We start from the raw sequence: 17,927 nt of genomic DNA, 5'->3' as shown, positions 1-17,927 counted from the left end.
GCGAGACGACCGAAGCACCGATGAGCCTCCTCACCATCAAGAACCTCAAAGTCCAGTTCGGCAACTTCCCCGCCGTCGACGGCGTCGACCTGTCGCTGGACAAGGGCGAGCTGCTCGGCATCGTCGGCGAGTCCGGCTCTGGCAAGTCGGTGACGATGCTCGCGTTGATGGGCCTCATCGACCCACCCGGCAAAGTCACCGCTGACGCCATCGAGTTCGAAGGACGCAACCTGCTCAATCTGTCGGCCAAGGAGCGCCGCGCCCTGATCGGCCGCGACGTGGCCATGGTGTTCCAGGACGCGCTCTCGAGCCTCAACCCCAGCTACACCGTCGGCAACCAGATTGCCGAGGTGCTCAAGGCCCACCTCGGGCTGCGTGGCAGCGCAGCGAAGAAGCGCGTCGTCGAGCTGCTTGAACTCGTCGAGATTCCCGACGCCGCCAGCCGCGCCAACGCCTATCCGCACCAGCTCTCGGGCGGCATGAACCAGCGCGTGATGATCGCGATGGCGATTGCCTGCGGACCAAAGCTGCTGATCGCCGACGAGCCAACGACGGCGCTCGACGTGACCATCCAGGCCCAGATCATGACGCTGCTGCTGAAGCTGCAGCGCGAGCAGGGCATGGGGCTGATCATGATCACGCACGACCTGGCGATCGTGGCCGAGATGGCGCAGCGCATCGCTGTCATGTACGCCGGCCAGATCGTCGAGACCGGCCCGGTGCCCGAGTTGTTCGACACGCCGCAGCACCCATACACCAACGCCCTGCTCGCGGCGATTCCCGAGCACAACAAGGGTGCGAAGCGCCTGTCCGCCCTGCCCGGCATCGTGCCCGGCGCGCTGGACCGGCCGGCGGGTTGCCTGTTGTCGCCACGCTGCCCGCGGGTGCATGCCAGTTGCGTGGCCACGCGGCCGGCGTTGGAGAACGGCGTGCGCTGCTTTTTCCCGGTGGAGGTGGCTGCCCATGTCTGAGCTTCTCTTGGAGGCGCATGACCTGGCCAAGCACTACACGGTCAGCCGCGGCATCTTCCGCCCCAAGGCGACCGTCAAGGCACTGGCCGGCGTCAGCTTCACGCTGGCGCCGAAGAAGACACTGGCCGTCGTCGGTGAATCGGGCTGCGGCAAGAGCACGCTGGCGCGTCAGCTGACGCTGATCGAGCCGCCGACGCGCGGCTCGCTGAAGATCCGCGGCACCGATGCAGCGACCGCCGACGCCGCCACATTGATGACGCTGCGCCGTGATGTGCAGATGGTGTTCCAGAACCCGTTCGCGTCGCTGAACCCGCGCAAGACGGTGGCGACGACGCTGGCCGAGCCGCTGCTGATCAACACGCCGCTGAGCGCCGCCGAGCGGCGCGAGCGCGTCGAGGCGCTGGCCACCAAGGTCGGCCTGCGCCCCGAGCATTTGCGGCGTTATCCGCACATGTTCTCGGGCGGCCAGCGGCAGCGCATCGCCATCGCGCGGGCGATGGTGCTGAACCCCGGCATCGTCGTCGCCGACGAGCCGGTCAGCGCGCTGGACGTGTCCATCCAGGCCCAGATCCTGAACCTCTTCATGGACCTGCAGGACGAGTTCGGCACGGGCTATGTGTTCATCTCGCACAACCTAAGTGTGGTCGAGCATGTGGCCGACGAGGTGATGGTGATGTACCTGGGCGCGGCGGTGGAGATTGGCGAGAAGACCCGCCTGTTTGCCGCGCCGCTGCACCCCTACACGCGGGCCCTGATGAGCGCCACGCCCGCGCTGCGCAAGGCCGACCGCCGCGAGCGCATCGTCATCCACGGCGAGCTGCCCAGCCCGCTGAACCCGCCAAGCGGCTGCAGCTTCCACAAGCGCTGCCCGCTGGCGATGCCGCGCTGCGCGCAAGAGGTGCCGCAGCTGCGCGAGGTGGATGGGCGGCGCGTGGCCTGCCACGCCGTCTGAAGTGCTGAGTTCCTGCGCCGCTGGCGCGGGCCATAACCGCCATGCATGTCCCGCGGCCATTCCGTGATGCGCCAAGTGTTGCTGCGGCGCCGACTTCGGGCGCTTGACCTCTGACAGGTCGTGACTTGCGTCGCAAGAATCTTTGCATTCGGCAAAGCAAGGACAAAACGACCATGAAGTTCCAGCCCACCCCCATCGCCTGCGGCCTGGCCGGCCTGCTGCTGAGCCTGCAGGGCACCGCCCTCGCACAGCAGGCCCCGGCCACCAATGACAAGGACGGCAAGACGAAGCAGCAGCTCGAAGCCGTCGTCGTGACCGGCATCCGCGCCTCGCTGGAAAGCTCGCTGGACGCCAAGCGCAACGCCTCGGCGAACGTGGACGTCATCACCGCCGTGGACGTGGGCAAGATGCCGGACAAGAACCTGGCCGACTCGCTGCAGCGTGTCGTCGGCGTGGCCGTGCGCACCGACTACGACGAGGCTGAGAAGGTGGCCATGCGCGGTGCCAACCCCGACATGTCGCTGATCCTGTTCAACGGCCACACCGTCTCGGGTGGTGACTGGTACCTGTCGGACCAGGCCTCCAGCAGCCGGTCCACCAGCCTGTCGCTGATGCCCTCCTCGGTGCTGAACTCGGCCACCGTCTACAAGACCTCGCAGGCCAACATCGTGGACGGCGGCCTGGCTGGCACGATCAATGTGACGACCCGCAAGCCGCTGGACAGCCCCAAGGGCTTCAGCGGCGTGGTCAGCGCCGGCGGCGTGTATGCCGACCTGCCGGGCAAGACCAGCCCGCAGCTCAACGCCAGCCTGAACTGGAAAAACGAGGACAGCACGCTGGGCTTCATCGGCCAGGTCTTCGCCGAGAAGCGCTACATCCGCCGCGACACCGCTTCGCGCTTCGCCTACGGCGCCAACTCCGGCTGGGACCAGATCAACACGGCCACCATGCTGGGCATCACCGACGCCTCGCTGGCCGGCTCGGGCTACACGGCCGCGCAGCTCAACGGTGTGCGTCTGCCGGGCTCGATGTCCACCGAGTTCGTCGAGGGCGTGCGTGACCGCAAGGGCGGCATGTTCTCGGGCCAGTTCAAGCCCACCAGCAATACCGACGTCGGCCTGACCGGCTTCTATTCCAAGATGAACGCGGCCAACTTCGGCCGCGCGACCATGGGCGCCATCTACCAGATGCTGGCCGGCCAGTCCGGCCCGCTGGGCGCGACCACACCCACTAACGTCGCCGGTCAGCGCGTCTACGCCTCCATCAAGAACCCGGTGATCGTCGACGAGACGACCGTCTACGGCCACAAGCTGCGCGTGCTGAAGTCCGCCGAGATCTCCTACGCGAACGGGCTGCCGGCCCAGTACGTGGGTGACTCCGAAGGCTTTTACCGCAGCGGCGCCTATGCCAGCTCGGGCTTCCTGGACCTGGACGGCAAGTGGGTCGTCAGCGACAAGCTGACGCTCAAGGGCCTGTTGAGCACGACCAAGGGCATCGGCCACACCGACATGGACCGCGGCCTGACCTACTCGCGCTATGGCCAGGGCATCAAGTACGACATCACCGACCTGGAAAGGGCGCCTGACTTCAGCTGGATCAATGCGGGCAGCGGCACGACGCCCATGGCCAGCAACTCACCCGCCGGCACGCCGGGCTACCGCCTGACCGGCCGCAGCGGCCTGAACCGCTACAACACAGTCGACAGCGAGAAGAGCTTTGCCGTCGACGGCGAATACACGCAGGACAGCGGCATCTTCAGCTCGCTGAACTTCGGCTTCCGCAATGCCGACCACCGCCGCCAGTACGGCTTGTCGACCGTGGCCTTGAAGTCCGCCTTCAGCGCCGCTAATGCGCCCGACCCGGCCCTGGCCGTGCCTTATCCCGGCGATTTCGGTGAATATCTGGACGGCAACTTCGACAACTCCGGCTTCTATTTCTCGAAGGAAACGCTGACCAAGCTTTTCGGCGACCTGGCCAAGCAGACCAATCCGCAGTGGGAGCGCCGCATCGCCAACTCGATTGACCTGCGCGAAGTGCAGAGCGCCGCCTACCTGATGCAGAACCTGGACGGCGAGAGGTGGTCGGGCAATGTCGGCGTGCGCTTGGTGCGCACGGTCTTCACCTCGCGCACGCCCGTGCCGTTGCCCGCCGGCAGCTGCCTGCGCATCGAACCGGGCAAGCCCTTCGTGCCCTGTGCGAAGTACCCGGACGCCATCATCGACGTCAGCGAAGGCCAGTCCTACTTCGACAACGTGCCGTTCAACGGCGCCACCGGCGTGATCTACCGCAAGGAGACCACCCGGCGCACCTTCGACGACATCCTGCCGAGCCTGAACCTGCGCTATGACTTCGGCCAGGGCATCATCGGCCGCCTGGGCCTGTCCAAGACCATCGGGCGTCAGAACTACAACCTCTACGGCGCGACTTATTCAGCCCAGACCTGCGGATCGCAGGGCTGCACGGTAACCGGCCCCAACCCGAACCTCACGCCGCTGAGTTCGCGCAACCTGGACATTTCGGTGGCCTGGTACTACGCCAAGCGCTCGATGCTGGCGCTGTCGGCCTTCAGCTCGCTGATCGACGGTTATGCCAAGACCGGCGCTACCGCGTCGGGCCAGACCGTCGAGCTCTACGACGGCACCACCGACAGCTATCGCACGTACCTGATCAACACATCCACCCAGCAGAAGGCCCGCATCCGCGGCCTGGAGCTGTCATGGGAACAGCCCATAGCCTGGGGCTTCGGCTTCCAGTCCAACGCGAGCTACGCCGAAACCCGCGTGGAAGACGGCCGCCCGATGAACGGCGCCTCCAAGATCGCCGGCAATGCAGGCGTGTACTTTGAGAACGACGTGTTCAGCGCCCGCCTGGTCTACAACTACCGCGGCGAATACGTGTCGAGCACCACGGCACCGGGTCCCACGGCCAACAGCCAGGGCATGTCGACCATCGGCGGCGTGCTGATGCCGTCAGCCCCGACGATTGCGGCACCGGTGTCCAACGTAGCCTTCTCGGCCAACTACAACGTCACGCCGGCGCTGCAAATCGCGTTCAGCGCCACCAACCTGACCAACCCGGTCCGCGCAACCTACCGCTACAGCGAGGAAGAGCAGCAGAAGGTCGACGCGAGCGGCCGCCAGTACTACCTCGAAGCGCGCTACAAGTTCTGAGCCAGGGGGCCGAGAGCAGGCCTGTGCGTCAACATGAGAAAGGGCCGGCTTCTGCCGGCCCTTTTGCTTTTGAGGCGGACGTGTTCAGCGGTTGCGCTTCTTCGCGACTTCGTTACCGATGACGCCACCGGCCGCGGCGCCGACGGCGGCACCTGCGGTCGAGCCGGTCACCACACCACCGACGACCGCGCCTGCGGTGGCGCCGACGACGGTGCTGGTTTCACGCGCCGACATGCCAGCGCAGGCGGTCAAGGCCAGGGTCGCCGCAGCGGCGACGGACACGATGGCCACACGCCAATAGGTGGAGCCGCTGGATTCGTTGGGAGTGAAAGTGGAGTTCATGGTCGGTTCCTTTGAGGAGCGATTTACCGTTACTCAACTTTCGTCGCTGTCGGGCTCCCGCAGGGCCAGCCGGCGGGCCGATGCCCTGTCAGACGAGGCCTATCACCAAAGCAAGAAGCCACCCCGTGGGGTGGCTTCGCGGGACGAAGATGCCGGTCAGCTCTTGGCGCTGAGGCATTCCTTCATGAAGGCCTTGCGCTCGTCGCCGGTCTTTCCCTTGGCGTCGGCGTTGCAGGTCTTCATCTTCTGCTGCTGGGGCGTGCCGCTGGCGGCGGTGGCGGCGGGCTTGGCAGACAGGCATTCCTTCATGAACGCCTTGCGCTCGTCGCCCTTCTTGTCGCCGGCGTCCTTGTTGCAGGTACCCATCTTGGATTGCTGGGCCGTGGGCGCCGGGTCGGCGGCATGGGCGGCAAAGGCGGCCAGGCCGAGGGCCATGGCGAGGGTGAAGCGTTTCATGGGGTCTCCTTCCTCTGGAGGTTGAATGGCCAGGGCATTCAAGCACGCCCGCCCGTCGCTGCCAATCGGTGGGACCGCGCCAACGACCACGTTCAGAGGATGCGGCGTGGGTGGTGCAGGGCCTCGTGCGCCGCATGCAGGCGGCGCACCAGCACGCGGATGAAGCCGCGGTCGAAGCGGTGCTGGCATTCAGGGCTGAGCTGGCCGACCGACTCGGGCGTGAAGCAGATCGTCGTGCACTCCTGGCTGACGCGGATGTCGGTGCTGTGGCGGCGCAGGTCGGGGTTGGGCGCCAGGTAGGCCATCTCCCCCACCGAGGTGCCCGTGCCGAGCGTCGCCACCTGGCGGCCGTCGCGGAAGACCTCGACCTCGCCCTGGGCAATGATGTGAAAGCTGTTGCCCTCCTGGCCGCGCTTGAAGAGGGCGTGGCCGAGCGGGTAGCGCCGCCAGCGCGCGCGCCGCACGACCTCCCACAGCTGCACGTCGCCGAAATCGGCGAAGAACTCCAGCGAGCGCAGCAGGTTGAAACGCTCCGAATCGCGCACCTCGCCCAGCCGGTTCAGCGGCACCTGCTGGCTGGCCACCAGGGCCGACAACGCCTGCGCAAAACTGTCCCAGTCGGCATAGCGCTCGTGCGGGCTCTTCGCCAGCGCGCGCAGCACGACGGCGTCCAGCCCCTCGGTGACGCCCTGCCGCTGGCCCATCAGCGGCAGCGGCGGCTGGTGGTAGATCTGGTGCATCAGTGCCATCTGGTGCGGCGCATCGAAGGGCGGGCGGCCGCCGATCAGGTGATACAGCACGGCGCCCAGCGCATAGATGTCGGCGCGGCAGTCGACGTCGCCGCCCTCGATCTGCTCCGGCGGCATATAGGCGAGCGAGCCGACGCGGTGGATCTGGGTCGCGTCGGCATTGAGGTTGAGGGCCGAGCCGAAGTCGCTGACCTTGACGTCGACGACCTGGCCGCCCGGGTCCAGCACGGCCAGCAGGTTGGCCGGCTTCACGTCGCGGTGGATGACGCCCTGGCGGTAGACATAGCTCAGCGCCATCGCGCACTTGAAGCCCAGCTCGACGATCTGGTCCAGCGGCAGCAGGCGGTCGCTGCGGCAGAAGTGCTTCAGCGTGACGCCAGGCACGTACTCCATGACGAGGTAGGGCGAGGCGGCCTCGGACACGGCGTCGAGGATGGCGACGACATTGGGGTGGTGCAGCCGTCCGGCCAGGGCCGCCTCGGCACTGAAGAAGCGGTTGCTGAAGTCGCTGCCCGGCGCATCCGGCGGCGGCGCCCAGGCGCGCATGCGCTTGATGGCCACGTCGACGTCCTGGAAGGGGTCGCGCGCCAGGAAGACATCGCTGGTCGCCCCTTCGCCCAGGCGCTTGATGACCTGGTAGCGGCCGATGTGGGCGGGCAGATCGTCGGCGGGGGCGGTCATGCGGGGCATGATATGGGCCGCCCCTTGGAGGAAACGCCCCTTGTTCTCCCACGTCCACCTCGGCACACGTGACTTTGATCGCGCCCTGGCCTTCTATCGCCCGCTGCTGGCGCTGCTTGGCGTGGCCGAGCGCTTCTGCGAGCCGGCACGGCCCTGGGCCGGCTGGCAGAGCAGCCCGGGGCCGCGCCCGCTGCTGCTCCTTGGCCGCCCGCTCGATGGTGAGCACGCAGCCGGCAATGGCCAGATGGTGGCCCTGCTCGCCAGCAGCCGCGCACAGGTTGACGCCGCGCATGCGCTGGCCCTCGCCCACGGCGCCCGCTGCGAAGGCCCGCCCGGCCTGCGCCCCGAGTACCACGCCAACTACTACGGCGCCTATTTCCGCGACCTCGACGGCAACAAGCTCTGCGTGGCCTGCCACGAACCCTGACGCATTGCGGCTCCCCCAGGGATGCGTTCCGGGCGAACGAGACCTGCCTCCTAAAATCGCCCCATGATCCAAGCCAAGCAGGCGCTGCTCGCCGCACTCGCCGACTCTCTCCAGGAAATCGCCCCCGGTTCAAACGCCGTCGCGGCTTTCGAATCGCCCAAGCAGGCCGCCCATGGCGACTTCGCCTGCACGGCCGCCATGCAGCTGGCCAAGCCACTCAAGGCCAACCCGCGCGAACTGGCCACGCGCCTGATCGAAGCCCTGCAGGGCAAGCCGGCTTTCCAGACCTGGGTGCAGGCGCTGGAGATCGCCGGCCCTGGCTTCATCAACATCCGGCTCAAGCCCGAAGCCAAGCAGGCCGTCGTGAGCGAGGTGCTGGCCGCCGGCCAGAAGTTCGGCCACCGCGCGCCGACGAGCAAGCACGTGATGATCGAGTTCGTCTCGGCCAACCCGACCGGCCCGCTGCATGTGGGCCATGCGCGCCAGGCGGCGCTTGGGGATTCGCTGTGCTCCGTCTTCCAGAGCCAGGGCCACGAGGTGACCCGCGAGTTCTATTACAACGATGCCGGCGTGCAGATCGCCACGCTGGCCAACTCCACGCAGATGCGCCTGAAGGGCTTCAAGCCCGGTGACGCCGAATGGCCGGAAGCCGCCTACAACGGCGACTACATCCAGGACATTGCCGATGCCTTCCTGAAGCGCGAAACAGTCAAGGCCGACGACCGCGAATTCACGGCCAGCGGTGACGTGAACGACCTCGACAGCATCCGCCAGTTCGCCGTCGCCTACCTGCGCCACGAGCAGGACCTGGATCTGCAGGCCTTCGGGCTCAGATTCGACAGCTATTTCCTCGAAAGCAGCGTCTATGCCGGCGGCCAGCTGGAGAAGACCGTCGAGCGCATCGTCGCCAACGGCAAGACCTACGAGGAAGGCGGCGCGCTGTGGTTCCGCTCGACCGACTACGGCGACGACAAGGACCGCGTGATGCGCAAGTCCGAGGGCGGCTTCACCTACTTCGTCCCCGACATCGCCTATCACGTCAACAAGTTCCAGCGCGGCTACACGCAGTGCATCAACATCCAGGGCACCGACCACCACGGCACCATCGCCCGCGTGCGCGGTGGCCTGCAAGCGGTGGACATGGGCATTCCGCAGGGCTTCCCGGACTACGTGCTGCACAAGATGGTCACGGTGATGAAGGGCGGCGAGGAGGTCAAGATCTCCAAGCGCGCCGGCAGCTATGTGACGCTGCGCGACCTGATCGACTGGACCAGCCGTGACGCGGTGCGCTTCTTCCTGATCAGCCGCAAGGCCGACACCGAGTTCGTCTTCGACATCGACCTGGCGCTGAAGGCCAACGACGAAAACCCGGTCTTCTACGTGCAATATGCCCACGCGCGCATCTGCTCGGTCATCCGCAAGTGGGGCGGCGACGTTGCCAGCGTTGCCCATGCCGACCTCAGCCTGCTGACCGCCCCGACCGAAGAAGCGCTGATGCTCAAGCTCGCCGCCTACCCCGACATGCTGACCGGCGCGGCTGAGGGCATCGCGCCGCACGACGTCGCCTTCTATGCCCGCGACCTGGCCGGCGCCTATCACTCCTACTACGCGGCCGAGCGCGTGCTGGACCAGGCGCCCGAGCTCAGCCGCGCGCGCGTCGCGCTACTGGCCGCCACCCGCCAGGTGCTGGCCAACGCGCTGGGCATGCTGGGTGTCAGCGCGCCCGAGCAGATGAACCGTGACACTGTCGAAACTTCGGAAACTACGGAGAGCGAATGACTGCTGCGTCCAAACCCGCCGGCCACAAGAACCAGAAAGGCGGCTTCGTCCTCGGGCTGATCGTCGGCCTGCTGGTCGGCCTCGCCGTCGCACTCGGCGTGGCGCTCTACATCACCAAGGTGCCCATCCCCTTCGTCGACAAGGTGCCGCAGCGCACCGCCGAGCACGACGCGCAGGAGGCCGAGCGCAACCGCAACTGGGACCCGAACGCGCCGCTGGCCGGCAGGGCCGCGCGCAGTGCCAGCGGCGTCGTCAACCCGCCGCCGCTGACGGCCCCACCGCCGGCCAGCACAACGGCCAGCGCCGCCGTCGCGGCCGCCAGTGCCGCAGCGGTCAGCGCCCTGCCCAAGCCGGCGCCGAAGCCCGAGGCCCCGGCGGCGGCGGCGTCAACGCCTCCCGCGGCCGGCGCCGAAGCCTATGTCTACTTCGTGCAGGCCGGCGCCTACACGCGTACCGAGGATGCCGAGTCGCAGAAGGCCAAGCTGGCCATCCAGGGCTTCACCGCCAAGGTCATGGAACGCGAACAAAACGGCCGCACTGTCTACCGGGTGCGCCTCGGGCCCGTTGACTCTCGTGACGAGGCCGAAGGCCTGCAACGCAAGATTGAGGGTGCGGGCTTTGAGGCCAACCTCGTTCGTGTACAACGTTGATCACGTCTGAACCTTAAGGATGCATGACGCCATGAAGCGCCGCGATTTCTCCGCCCTGCTCGCCACCGCCCCCGTGCTGGGCGCCACCGGTACCGCCCTCGCCCAGGGAGGCCCGGTCGAGGGCCGCCACTACCAGGCGCTGAACCCGCCGCTGGCGTCGACGCCGGGCAAGATAGAGGTGATCGAGTTCTTCTGGTACGGCTGCCCGCACTGCTATGCCTTCGAGCCCGCGATCGAGGGCTGGTCCAAGCAGCTGCCGGCCGACGTGGTCTTTCGCAAGGCGCATGTGGCCTTCCGTGCCAACGTCAAGATCCACCAGCGCATGTTCTATGCGCTCGAAGCCCTCGGCAAGGAAGCCGCGACGCGGCCCGCCATCTTCAACGCCATGCACCAGCAGGGCCAGACGCTGGACGACGCCAAGAGCCAGGCCAAGTTCCTCAGCGCCCTGGGCGTCGATCCGGTCAAGTACCAGGAGGCCTACAACTCCTTCGGCGTGGTGACCAAGTGCCAGCAGGCCGAGAAGCTGTCCGAGGCCTATCGCATCGACGGCGTGCCCAGCATCGGCGTGGCCGGCCGCTTCCTCACTTCGCCCAGCCAGTCCGCCGGCGGCCAGCGCCTGCCCGAGCATGAGTTGGGCCAGCGCGCCTTGCAGGTCACCGACTTCCTGATCCAGCGGGCGCGCAACAAGGCATGAAGCGTCGCGACGCCGCGGCGGCGCTGATTGCCGCTGGCATCAGTCCTGCGGCGCTCGCACAGGGCAGCCCTGTCGAAGGCCGGCATTACGCCCGCTTGGCACAGGCACTGCCTGGCCCGGCCGGCAAGATCGAGATCATCGAGTTCTTCTTCTATCGTTGCCCGCATTGCGCGGCCTTCGATCCGCTGCTGGAAGCGTGGGCGCACAAGCTGCCCGCCGACGTGAGCTTCCGTCGCGTGCCGGTCGGCCAGCAGGCGGTGTTGAAGCTGCACCAGCGCATGTACTACGCGCTGGAAGCCATGGGCGCACTGACGCCGGCCGTGCATGGCGGTCTCTTCAATGCCTTCCACCGCGTCGGTGCCGAAGCCAATGACGAGGCGGCGGTGATCACCCTGGTTGGCCGGCTGGGCGTGGACACGGTCAAGTTCAAGCAGGCCTTGGGCTCCTTCGGCGTGCAGACCAAGATGGCCCAAGGCCAGAGGCTGGCCGAACAAAGTGGCGCCGACACCGTGCCGGCCCTTGTCGTGGGCGGGCGTTGGCGCACGGGCCCGGGCATGGGCGGTACACCGGGGCAGAGCGAGGCAGCGCAGGGCCAGCAGGCGCTGGCCATTGCCGACTTCCTGATCAAGCAGGCGCGCGGCGGCAAAAATTCATGAAGCTTCGCTGAATCAGTTATCGAGCCGGAAAGGCTGACAACAGCAGCCGGACCCTAGAATGGCCTGCAACTTCCGTGCCGCCATGCATCGCCTCCTGATTCCGCTCGCTCTCGTGCTCGCCCTCCCTGCCGCCCAGGCAGAGAAGGCCGACCGCCTCAAGCCGATGATCTTCACGGCCGAGAAGCAGGGCCGGATCGACAGCGTCAACCAGCGCACCGAGCTGCTCGGCAACGTCATCATCACGAAGGGCAGCCTGCTGCTGAAGGCCGAAAAAGTTGACGTGCGCGAAACCCGCGACGGCTACCACCAGGCCTATGCCAGCGGAACGTCCGGCCAGCCGGTGAGCTTCCGCCAAGCGCGTGACATTCCCGGCGAGGCGGTGGACGGCGTGGCCGACCAGGTCGAGTACGACACCAAGACCGAGACCGTGCGCTTCATCGGCAACGCGACTGTGCGCCGTCTGCGCGGCACCGCGGTGGCCGAGGAAGTGACGGGCGCCGTCATCGTCTACGACAGCCGCACCGAGGTCTTCACGCTGGAGGGCGGCAGCGCCTCGCCCAACCCGAATGGCCGTACGCGCATCGTCCTGATGCCGCGCGCGCAGCCGGGCGATGAGGCGGCTTCGGCCCCCACCGCGCCGCTGCCGTTGAAGCCGTCGACGACGCTGCAGCCGGGCAAGCCTTCGTGATGGGCAACAACGCCGTGACCCCAGCGGACTGCGGCAGCCGGCTCGAAGCCGAAGGCCTGGCCAAGACCTACGGCGTTCGCAAGGTTGTCAAGGACGTCCATGTGCGCGTCGACTGCGGCGAAGTCGTCGGCCTGCTCGGCCCCAACGGCGCTGGCAAGACGACCAGCTTCTACATGATCGTCGGCCTGGTGCGCTCGGACGCCGGCATCATCCGCATCGACGGCGCCGAGGTGCAGCGCCTGCCCATCCATTCGCGCGCACGGCTCGGCCTGAGCTATCTGCCGCAGGAAGCCTCGATCTTTCGCAAGCTGACGGTCGAGCAGAACATCCGCGCCGTGCTGGAGCTGCAGTTGGACGAGCGCGGCAAAAGCCTGTCGCGTGCGCGCATCGACGAGTTGCTCAACGGCCTGCTGCACGACCTGTCCATCGACGGCCTGCGCGACAGCCCGGCACCGGCGCTGTCGGGCGGCGAGCGGCGCCGCGTCGAGATCGCCCGCGCGCTGGCGACCCAGCCGCGCTTCATCCTGCTGGACGAGCCCTTTGCCGGTGTCGACCCCATCGCGGTGCTGGAGATCCAGCGCATCATCAGCTTCCTCAAGGGCCGCGGCATCGGCGTGCTGATCACCGACCACAACGTGCGCGAGACGCTGGGCATCTGCGACCGCGCCTACATCATCAGCGAGGGCGCCGTGCTGGCCGAAGGCACGCCCGACGAGATCGTGGCCAACGCCGATGTGCGCAAGGTCTATCTCGGCGAACACTTCAGAATGTGATGAGCCCCTCGTCCAGCCTTGCCCCGCTGAACGCGGGCCAGCCTGACCGGTCCCCCGAGGGGACGGCGATGCTCGCGGGGCGGTCCCCGCTCGCACATCGCCTGACGGGCCGGCTTGGGAGCGGCCCGGCGCTCGGCCCGAAAGACGTCGCGCCATGAAGCAGACGCTCCAGGTCCGCCTCAGTCAGCACCTCGCGCTGACACCCCAACTGCAGCAATCCATCCGCTTGCTGCAGCTGTCCACGCTGGAGCTGCACCAGGAAGTCGAGCAGATGCTGGCCAGCAACCCATTGCTGGAGACCGAAGACGAGTTCAGCGTCAGCACGCCCGAGCTGGCCAGCAATGCGCCGGCCGAGGTCGGCACCGAGGCCTCGGCGGGTGAATCGGAAAGCAGCGGCGAGGTGGCCGAGGCCCCGGAGCTGAGCGCCGAGGACTTCGGCGGCACCGAGCGCGAGGATTGGGAGAACGGCACCGAGCGCGACGACTTCGACGGTATCCGTGAGCTGCCCAGCAGCAGCACCGGCACGGGCAGCGGCGAAGACGGCGAGCGCGAGAGCCAAGAGTTTGCCGAGACGACGCTGGCCGAGCACCTGACCCAGCAACTCGCCGGCATGTATCTGTCGGCCGAGGACCGCGCCGTCATGCAGATCCTCATCGAATCCTTGAACGAGGACGGCTACCTGGAGGATGCGCTGGAAGAGATCGCCGCGGCCCTCGTCGAGGACGAGGAAGAACGCGAGGAGCTGCTGGACCGCCTCCGCATCTCGCTGCGCCTGCTGCAAAGCCTGGAGCCCGCCGGCATCGGCGCGCGCGACCTGTCCGAATGCCTGGTGCTGCAGTTGCTCGCCTGCCCCCACTGCCCGGCCCAGGCCGCGGCGATCCTGATCTGCAAGGGTCATCTGGAGTTGCTGGCGCGCCGCGACATGCGCCGCCTGATGGCGGAGACCGGCGCCGACGAGCTGCTGCTGCGCGAGGCACAGGGGCTGATCACGCGGCTCGAACCCAAGCCCGGCCGCCGCTTTGCAGCCGGCGCTGCCGCAGCCGTGGTGCCCGACGTCATCGTTCGGAAAGTGGGCCGCGAGTTCCGCGTCATGCTCAACCCCGAGGTGGCGCCCAAGCTGCGCATCAACGAGCTCTACGCCAACGCGCTGCGCGCCACGCGCGGCGGCATCAGCAACTCGCCGCTGGGGGGCCAGCTGCAGGAGGCCCGCTGGTTCATCAAGAACATCCAGCAGCGCTTCGACACCATCCTGCGCGTGAGCACGGCCATCGTCGAGCGCCAGCGCGGCTTCTTCACGCATGGTGAGCTGGCGATGAAGCCCCTGGTGCTGCGCGAGATCGCCGATGAGCTGGGCCTGCACGAGTCGACCATCTCGCGAGTGACGACGGCCAAGTACATGGCGACGAGCTGGGGCACCTTCGAGCTGAAGTACTTCTTCGGCTCGGGGCTGAGCACGGAAGCCGGCGGCGAGGCGTCGAGCACGGCCGTGCGCGCGCTGATCAAGCAGTTCGTCGCCGCCGAGGACATCAAGAAGCCGCTGTCCGACAGCGCGCTGGCCGGCATGCTGGAAGAGCAGGGCATCCAGTGCGCGCGCCGCACGGTGGCCAAGTACCGCGAAGCGATGAAGATCGCGCCGGCGAATTTGCGCAAGGCGCTGTAGAGCGCTTCGCTGTCGCGACGACGGTCGCATCAGGAGATCCAAGGCCAGCCCTTCCAGGTCCGGGTGGTACGCGCGCGCTGACTGCTATTGCTGGGGCAGTGCTGCCTTGCGCCATTCCCTCGGCGACTGCCCGGTGTGCGCCCGGAAGGCCCGCGACAGCGCCGCCTCGCCGCCATAGCCCACGTCGGCAGCGATGTGCTTGAGGGCCTGCCCCGCCAGCAGCCCTTTCTGCGCCAGGCCGATGCGCCAGCGCTGCAGGTAGACGCCGGGCGTGCAGCCCACCGCGTCGCGGAAGCAGTTGGCGAACACCGTGCGCGACATGCCCGCTCGCGCGGCCAGCTCCTCCAGCGGCCACTCCAGCTGGGGTGAGTCGTGCATGGCCACCAGCGCGCCGCGCAGCCGCGGGTGCGACAGGCCGGCCAGCATGCCCGACTGCACGCGGCCCTGCGCCATCAGCTCGCGCAGCACCCAGATCATCAGCACCTCGAACAGCCGGTCCAGCATCAGCTGGCGCCCGCAGTAGGTGGCCTCGGCCTCGGCAAACAACTGCTCCAGCACCGGCGCGCAGCCTGGCACCGAGGCCAGCGGCAGGCAGACCCAGGGCGGCAGCGCTGCGGCAATGGGGTGGCTGGCGCCGCCCTCGAAGGCCATGTGCGCGCACAGGAACTGCGCGCCGCAACTGGGGTCGGTCACGAAGCGATGCGCCAGCGGGCGCGCATAGAGCAGCAGGCTCGGCTCGTCGATGCGCAGCGGCTCCGGCGTGCCGTCGTTGTGCACGTCGACGCCGCCTTCGCGGATCAGGTGCAGCTGACCGCGCCCGGCCTGTGGCTCCAGGCTATTGACGCCGCACAGCGGGCCGGCCTGGAAGGTTTCGGCGCGCACGGCGAAGTGCGAGAAGAGGGCAGCGAGTCGGTCGGCCATGGTCAGTACGAATTGCAAACTAAGACGTACCAAATGGTATTTCAAGTACGGCGCTCACGGGCAAAGTTCGTCCTGTCGCAAGACCACTTGTTTCCCCCACCGACCCACTTCCCAGGAGCCCACCGTGACCCGCCAAACCAGCTTCAACCGCGCCGTCTTCCAGCTGCTGTTCGCCAGCGCCGCCCTTGTCGGCACCGCGGTCAACGCCCAGTCCTATGTGACGGACCCGGAGTCGGGCGCCAGCGTCGGCGTGGCGTCCACCGTCTCACGGGCCGAAGTGCTGGCCGATCTGAAGATCTACCAGGAGTCGGGCCTCGCCGCTGCCGAGCGCACCGCCGCCGAGACCGGCCACAACACCGTCGAATTGCAAGCCGCCCGCGAGCGCTATGCCGCGCTGCGCCAAGGTGAGCGTTACGCCGCCCTGGTGGCTGAGTACGCCGCGCGCCGTGGCGAGACCGTCCGCCCGGTCGCCAAGGCCTGATCGCCGTCACACCTTCAACATTCTTTGGAGCTCACCATGAACGCCTTCACCCGCCTCGCCCTCGCCGCCACCATCGCCATCGGTGGAGCCGCTGCCCACAGCCAGGCTTCGGCCGCCAACCCTGCCGCTGCCGTCGTCACCCCCTACGTTGCGGCCGCAGACGGCACGCCCCTCTACGTCAAGGACTGGGGTCCGAAGAACGGCACCGTCGTCGTCTTCAGCCACGGCTGGCCGCTGAATGCCGACAGCTGGGAGTCGCAGATGCAGTTCCTGGCCGAGAAGGGCTACCGCGTCATTGCCCATGACCGACGCGGCCACGGCCGCTCGGGTCAGCCCTGGGCCGGCAACAACATGGACCAGTACGCCGACGACCTCGACGCCGTGCTGCGCGCGCTGGACGTCAAGCGCGCCACGCTGGTGGGCTTCTCCACCGGTGGCGGTGAGGTGGCCCGCTACATCGGCCGCCACGGCACGGCACGCGTTGCCAAGGCTGTGCTGGTGGGCGCCATCACGCCCATCATGGGTCAATCGCCGACGCACCCCGAAGGCGTGCCCACCGCCGTGTTCGACAGCCTGCGCAAGGCCTCGCTCGACAACCGCGCCCAGCTCTACAAGGACATCGCCGGCGGGCCCTTCTTCGGCTTCAACCGCCCCGGCGCCAAGGTCTCGGCCGGTCAGGCTGACAGCTTCTACGCGCAGGGCATGCAGGCCGGCAGCAAGGCCACCTACGACAGCATCGACGCCTTCTTCCACTCCGACTTCCGCGCGGACCTGAAGAAGTTCGACATCCCGACGCTCGTCATCCACGGCGCTGACGACCAGATTGTGCCCATCGCAACCACCGGCCGCGCGACTGCCAAACTGGTCAAGGGCGCGCGCCTGATCGAGTACGCCGACGGCCCGCACGGCATCACCGACACGCACAAGGACCGCCTCAACCAGGACCTGCTGGACTTCGTGCGGCAGTAAGTGACTGGACCCGTCCTTGGTCGTGAATCAGTCCTTGGACGGGCCCTTCTCCGGCGCCAGCGGCTCGAACACGAAGCGCATGCCGCGCGTATAGCTCTCGGCCTTGGTGCCTGCATGCCGCTCGCCGTCGATGCTGCGGTTCTGGAACACCAGCTCCGGATGCTTGAGCTCGGGCAGCAGCGCCTGGTAGCGCTTGATGCCGGCCAGGAAGGCGGGCCACTCGTGCTCCGCGCCGGTCACATAGAGCCTCGCCTTGATCGGCTTGCCCGTCGCGGCGTAGGCCTTGGCCTTGCCGATGATCCAGTCGTTGCCCACGACGACGGCGGGACTTGCGGCGATGTAGCCCTTGAAGAGCTCGGGCTTGGCATACATCGCATGCAGCGTGAACAGGCCGCCCAGCGAGCTGCCGGCGAGAAACCGTTGCGCCGGGTCGGCGCGGTAGTCGCGCTCCAGCAGCGGAAAAATGTCTTTCTCCAGCGACGCGATGAACTTGTCGGCATTGCCGGTGTCGCTGAACAACGGGTTCATGCGCACCGGCGACAGCTCCCAGGCGCGCAGTTGGCCGTAGTCCGGGTTGTCGCCCGCATAACCCAAGCCCACTGTGATGAACTCCGGCACGACCTTGTCGTAGGCCAGGTTGTTGTAGGAGCTGACGATGGTTGCGAAGTCCCAATAGCCATCGGTGACGTACAGCACCGGGTAGCGCCGCTTGGGCTCCTTGGCGAACGACGCCGGCAGGTGGATGTGCAGCTGGTAGGTCCGGCCATCGGCGTTCTTCGGCAGCGCGCGCAGCAACGAGTTCGGAATGGTGTGCGCGGGGTAGGCGGGCGCCGGGTCGGCAGCCTGCGCCTGAAGCGCGCTGAACAGGAAGGCCAGGGTCAGAACGATTCGCTTCATGGCTTGCGTCA

At 67.6% G+C, this 17,927-nt stretch carries 18 protein-coding genes; 13 read left to right on the top strand and 5 right to left on the bottom strand.

What is annotated here, in order from left to right:
- Nucleotides 1–20 precede the first annotated feature (20 nt).
- The 3 genes from ASC81_RS15030 to ASC81_RS15020 all read left to right on the top strand — a co-directional run bounded on the left by ASC81_RS15030 (nt 21) and on the right by ASC81_RS15020 (nt 5,093).
- Nucleotides 21–971 carry an ABC transporter ATP-binding protein gene (locus ASC81_RS15030; RefSeq protein ID WP_056268670.1) on the top strand — a complete coding sequence of 317 codons (951 nt, stop codon included), beginning with the start codon at nt 21–23 and terminating at the stop codon, nt 969–971.
- On the top strand, nt 964–1,923 hold the full coding sequence (locus tag ASC81_RS15025; RefSeq protein ID WP_056268668.1) for a peptide ABC transporter ATP-binding protein: 960 nt from the start codon (nt 964–966) through the stop codon (nt 1,921–1,923). The genes ASC81_RS15030 and ASC81_RS15025 overlap by 8 nt, the downstream gene beginning before the upstream one ends.
- Nucleotides 1,924–2,096: 173 nt before the next feature.
- The gene (locus ASC81_RS15020; protein ID WP_056268666.1) at nt 2,097–5,093 is read left to right on the top strand and encodes a TonB-dependent receptor; all 2,997 of its coding nucleotides are present in this window, start codon (nt 2,097–2,099) and stop codon (nt 5,091–5,093) included.
- An 84-nt stretch (nt 5,094–5,177) separates the two neighbouring features.
- Here the strand turns inward: ASC81_RS15020 and ASC81_RS15015 are convergent, their stop codons facing one another.
- The 3 genes from ASC81_RS15015 to ASC81_RS15005 all read right to left on the bottom strand — a co-directional run bounded on the left by ASC81_RS15015 (nt 5,178) and on the right by ASC81_RS15005 (nt 7,321).
- Nucleotides 5,178–5,435, bottom strand: a complete 258-nt coding sequence (locus ASC81_RS15015; protein WP_056268664.1) for a glycine zipper domain-containing protein — start codon at nt 5,433–5,435, stop codon at nt 5,178–5,180.
- 156 nt (nt 5,436–5,591) lie between these two features.
- A complete protein-coding gene (locus ASC81_RS15010) occupies nt 5,592–5,891 on the bottom strand; it encodes a PsiF family protein (RefSeq protein ID WP_056268662.1) in 300 nt (99 codons plus the stop codon).
- Between the two features lie 92 nt (nt 5,892–5,983).
- Nucleotides 5,984–7,321 (bottom strand): serine/threonine-protein kinase, encoded by a 1,338-nt coding sequence (locus tag ASC81_RS15005; RefSeq protein ID WP_056268660.1) that lies wholly within the window; start codon nt 7,319–7,321, stop codon nt 5,984–5,986.
- Nucleotides 7,322–7,361: 40 nt separating this feature from the next.
- Here ASC81_RS15005 and ASC81_RS15000 point away from each other — a divergent pair, with 40 nt between their 5' ends.
- The 8 genes from ASC81_RS15000 to ASC81_RS14965 all read left to right on the top strand — a co-directional run bounded on the left by ASC81_RS15000 (nt 7,362) and on the right by ASC81_RS14965 (nt 14,648).
- Nucleotides 7,362–7,748, top strand: coding sequence for a VOC family protein (locus ASC81_RS15000; protein ID WP_056268658.1), 387 nt, complete (start codon nt 7,362–7,364; stop codon nt 7,746–7,748).
- 63 nt (nt 7,749–7,811) lie between these two features.
- Nucleotides 7,812–9,527: an arginine--tRNA ligase gene (gene argS / locus ASC81_RS14995; protein ID WP_056268656.1), complete on the top strand. Its 1,716-nt coding sequence runs from the start codon at nt 7,812–7,814 to the stop codon at nt 9,525–9,527.
- The gene (locus ASC81_RS14990) at nt 9,524–10,177 is read left to right on the top strand and encodes an SPOR domain-containing protein (RefSeq protein ID WP_056268654.1); all 654 of its coding nucleotides are present in this window, start codon (nt 9,524–9,526) and stop codon (nt 10,175–10,177) included. Before argS ends, ASC81_RS14990 begins: the two co-directional genes overlap by 4 nt.
- A gap of 31 nt (nt 10,178–10,208) precedes the next feature.
- Complete coding sequence (locus ASC81_RS14985; protein ID WP_056269074.1) at nt 10,209–10,871, top strand: thiol:disulfide interchange protein DsbA/DsbL; 663 nt, start codon at nt 10,209–10,211, stop codon at nt 10,869–10,871.
- Nucleotides 10,868–11,527, top strand: coding sequence for a thiol:disulfide interchange protein DsbA/DsbL (locus ASC81_RS14980; RefSeq protein WP_056268652.1), 660 nt, complete (start codon nt 10,868–10,870; stop codon nt 11,525–11,527). Before ASC81_RS14985 ends, ASC81_RS14980 begins: the two co-directional genes overlap by 4 nt.
- A gap of 82 nt (nt 11,528–11,609) precedes the next feature.
- Nucleotides 11,610–12,215, top strand: coding sequence for a lipopolysaccharide transport periplasmic protein LptA (lptA, locus tag ASC81_RS14975; protein ID WP_162245904.1), 606 nt, complete (start codon nt 11,610–11,612; stop codon nt 12,213–12,215).
- Nucleotides 12,215–12,988 carry an LPS export ABC transporter ATP-binding protein gene (gene lptB / locus ASC81_RS14970; RefSeq protein WP_056268648.1) on the top strand — a complete coding sequence of 258 codons (774 nt, stop codon included), beginning with the start codon at nt 12,215–12,217 and terminating at the stop codon, nt 12,986–12,988. The genes lptA and lptB overlap by 1 nt, the downstream gene beginning before the upstream one ends.
- A gap of 154 nt (nt 12,989–13,142) precedes the next feature.
- On the top strand, nt 13,143–14,648 hold the full coding sequence (locus ASC81_RS14965; protein WP_056268646.1) for an RNA polymerase factor sigma-54: 1,506 nt from the start codon (nt 13,143–13,145) through the stop codon (nt 14,646–14,648).
- 84 nt (nt 14,649–14,732) lie between these two features.
- Here the strand turns inward: ASC81_RS14965 and ASC81_RS14960 are convergent, their stop codons facing one another.
- Nucleotides 14,733–15,569, bottom strand: coding sequence for an AraC family transcriptional regulator (locus tag ASC81_RS14960; RefSeq protein ID WP_056269072.1), 837 nt, complete (start codon nt 15,567–15,569; stop codon nt 14,733–14,735).
- A 124-nt stretch (nt 15,570–15,693) separates the two neighbouring features.
- Here ASC81_RS14960 and ASC81_RS14955 point away from each other — a divergent pair, with 124 nt between their 5' ends.
- Together ASC81_RS14955 and ASC81_RS14950 are read left to right on the top strand one after the other, a co-directional pair.
- Nucleotides 15,694–16,050, top strand: a complete 357-nt coding sequence (locus ASC81_RS14955) for a hypothetical protein (protein ID WP_056268644.1) — start codon at nt 15,694–15,696, stop codon at nt 16,048–16,050.
- 36 nt (nt 16,051–16,086) lie between these two features.
- Nucleotides 16,087–17,019: an alpha/beta fold hydrolase gene (locus tag ASC81_RS14950; RefSeq protein WP_056268643.1), complete on the top strand. Its 933-nt coding sequence runs from the start codon at nt 16,087–16,089 to the stop codon at nt 17,017–17,019.
- 27 nt (nt 17,020–17,046) lie between these two features.
- Here the strand turns inward: ASC81_RS14950 and ASC81_RS14945 are convergent, their stop codons facing one another.
- Entirely contained in the window at nt 17,047–17,916 is an 870-nt protein-coding gene (locus tag ASC81_RS14945) for an alpha/beta hydrolase (RefSeq protein WP_056268641.1), read from the bottom strand.
- Nucleotides 17,917–17,927 lie beyond the last annotated feature (11 nt).

This window comes from Pelomonas sp. Root405 (genome assembly GCF_001425165.1).
In the GTDB taxonomy this organism is placed as follows: Bacteria; Pseudomonadota; Gammaproteobacteria; order Burkholderiales; family Burkholderiaceae_C; genus Pelomonas.
This window is presented reverse-complemented; position numbering and strand designations above follow the sequence as displayed.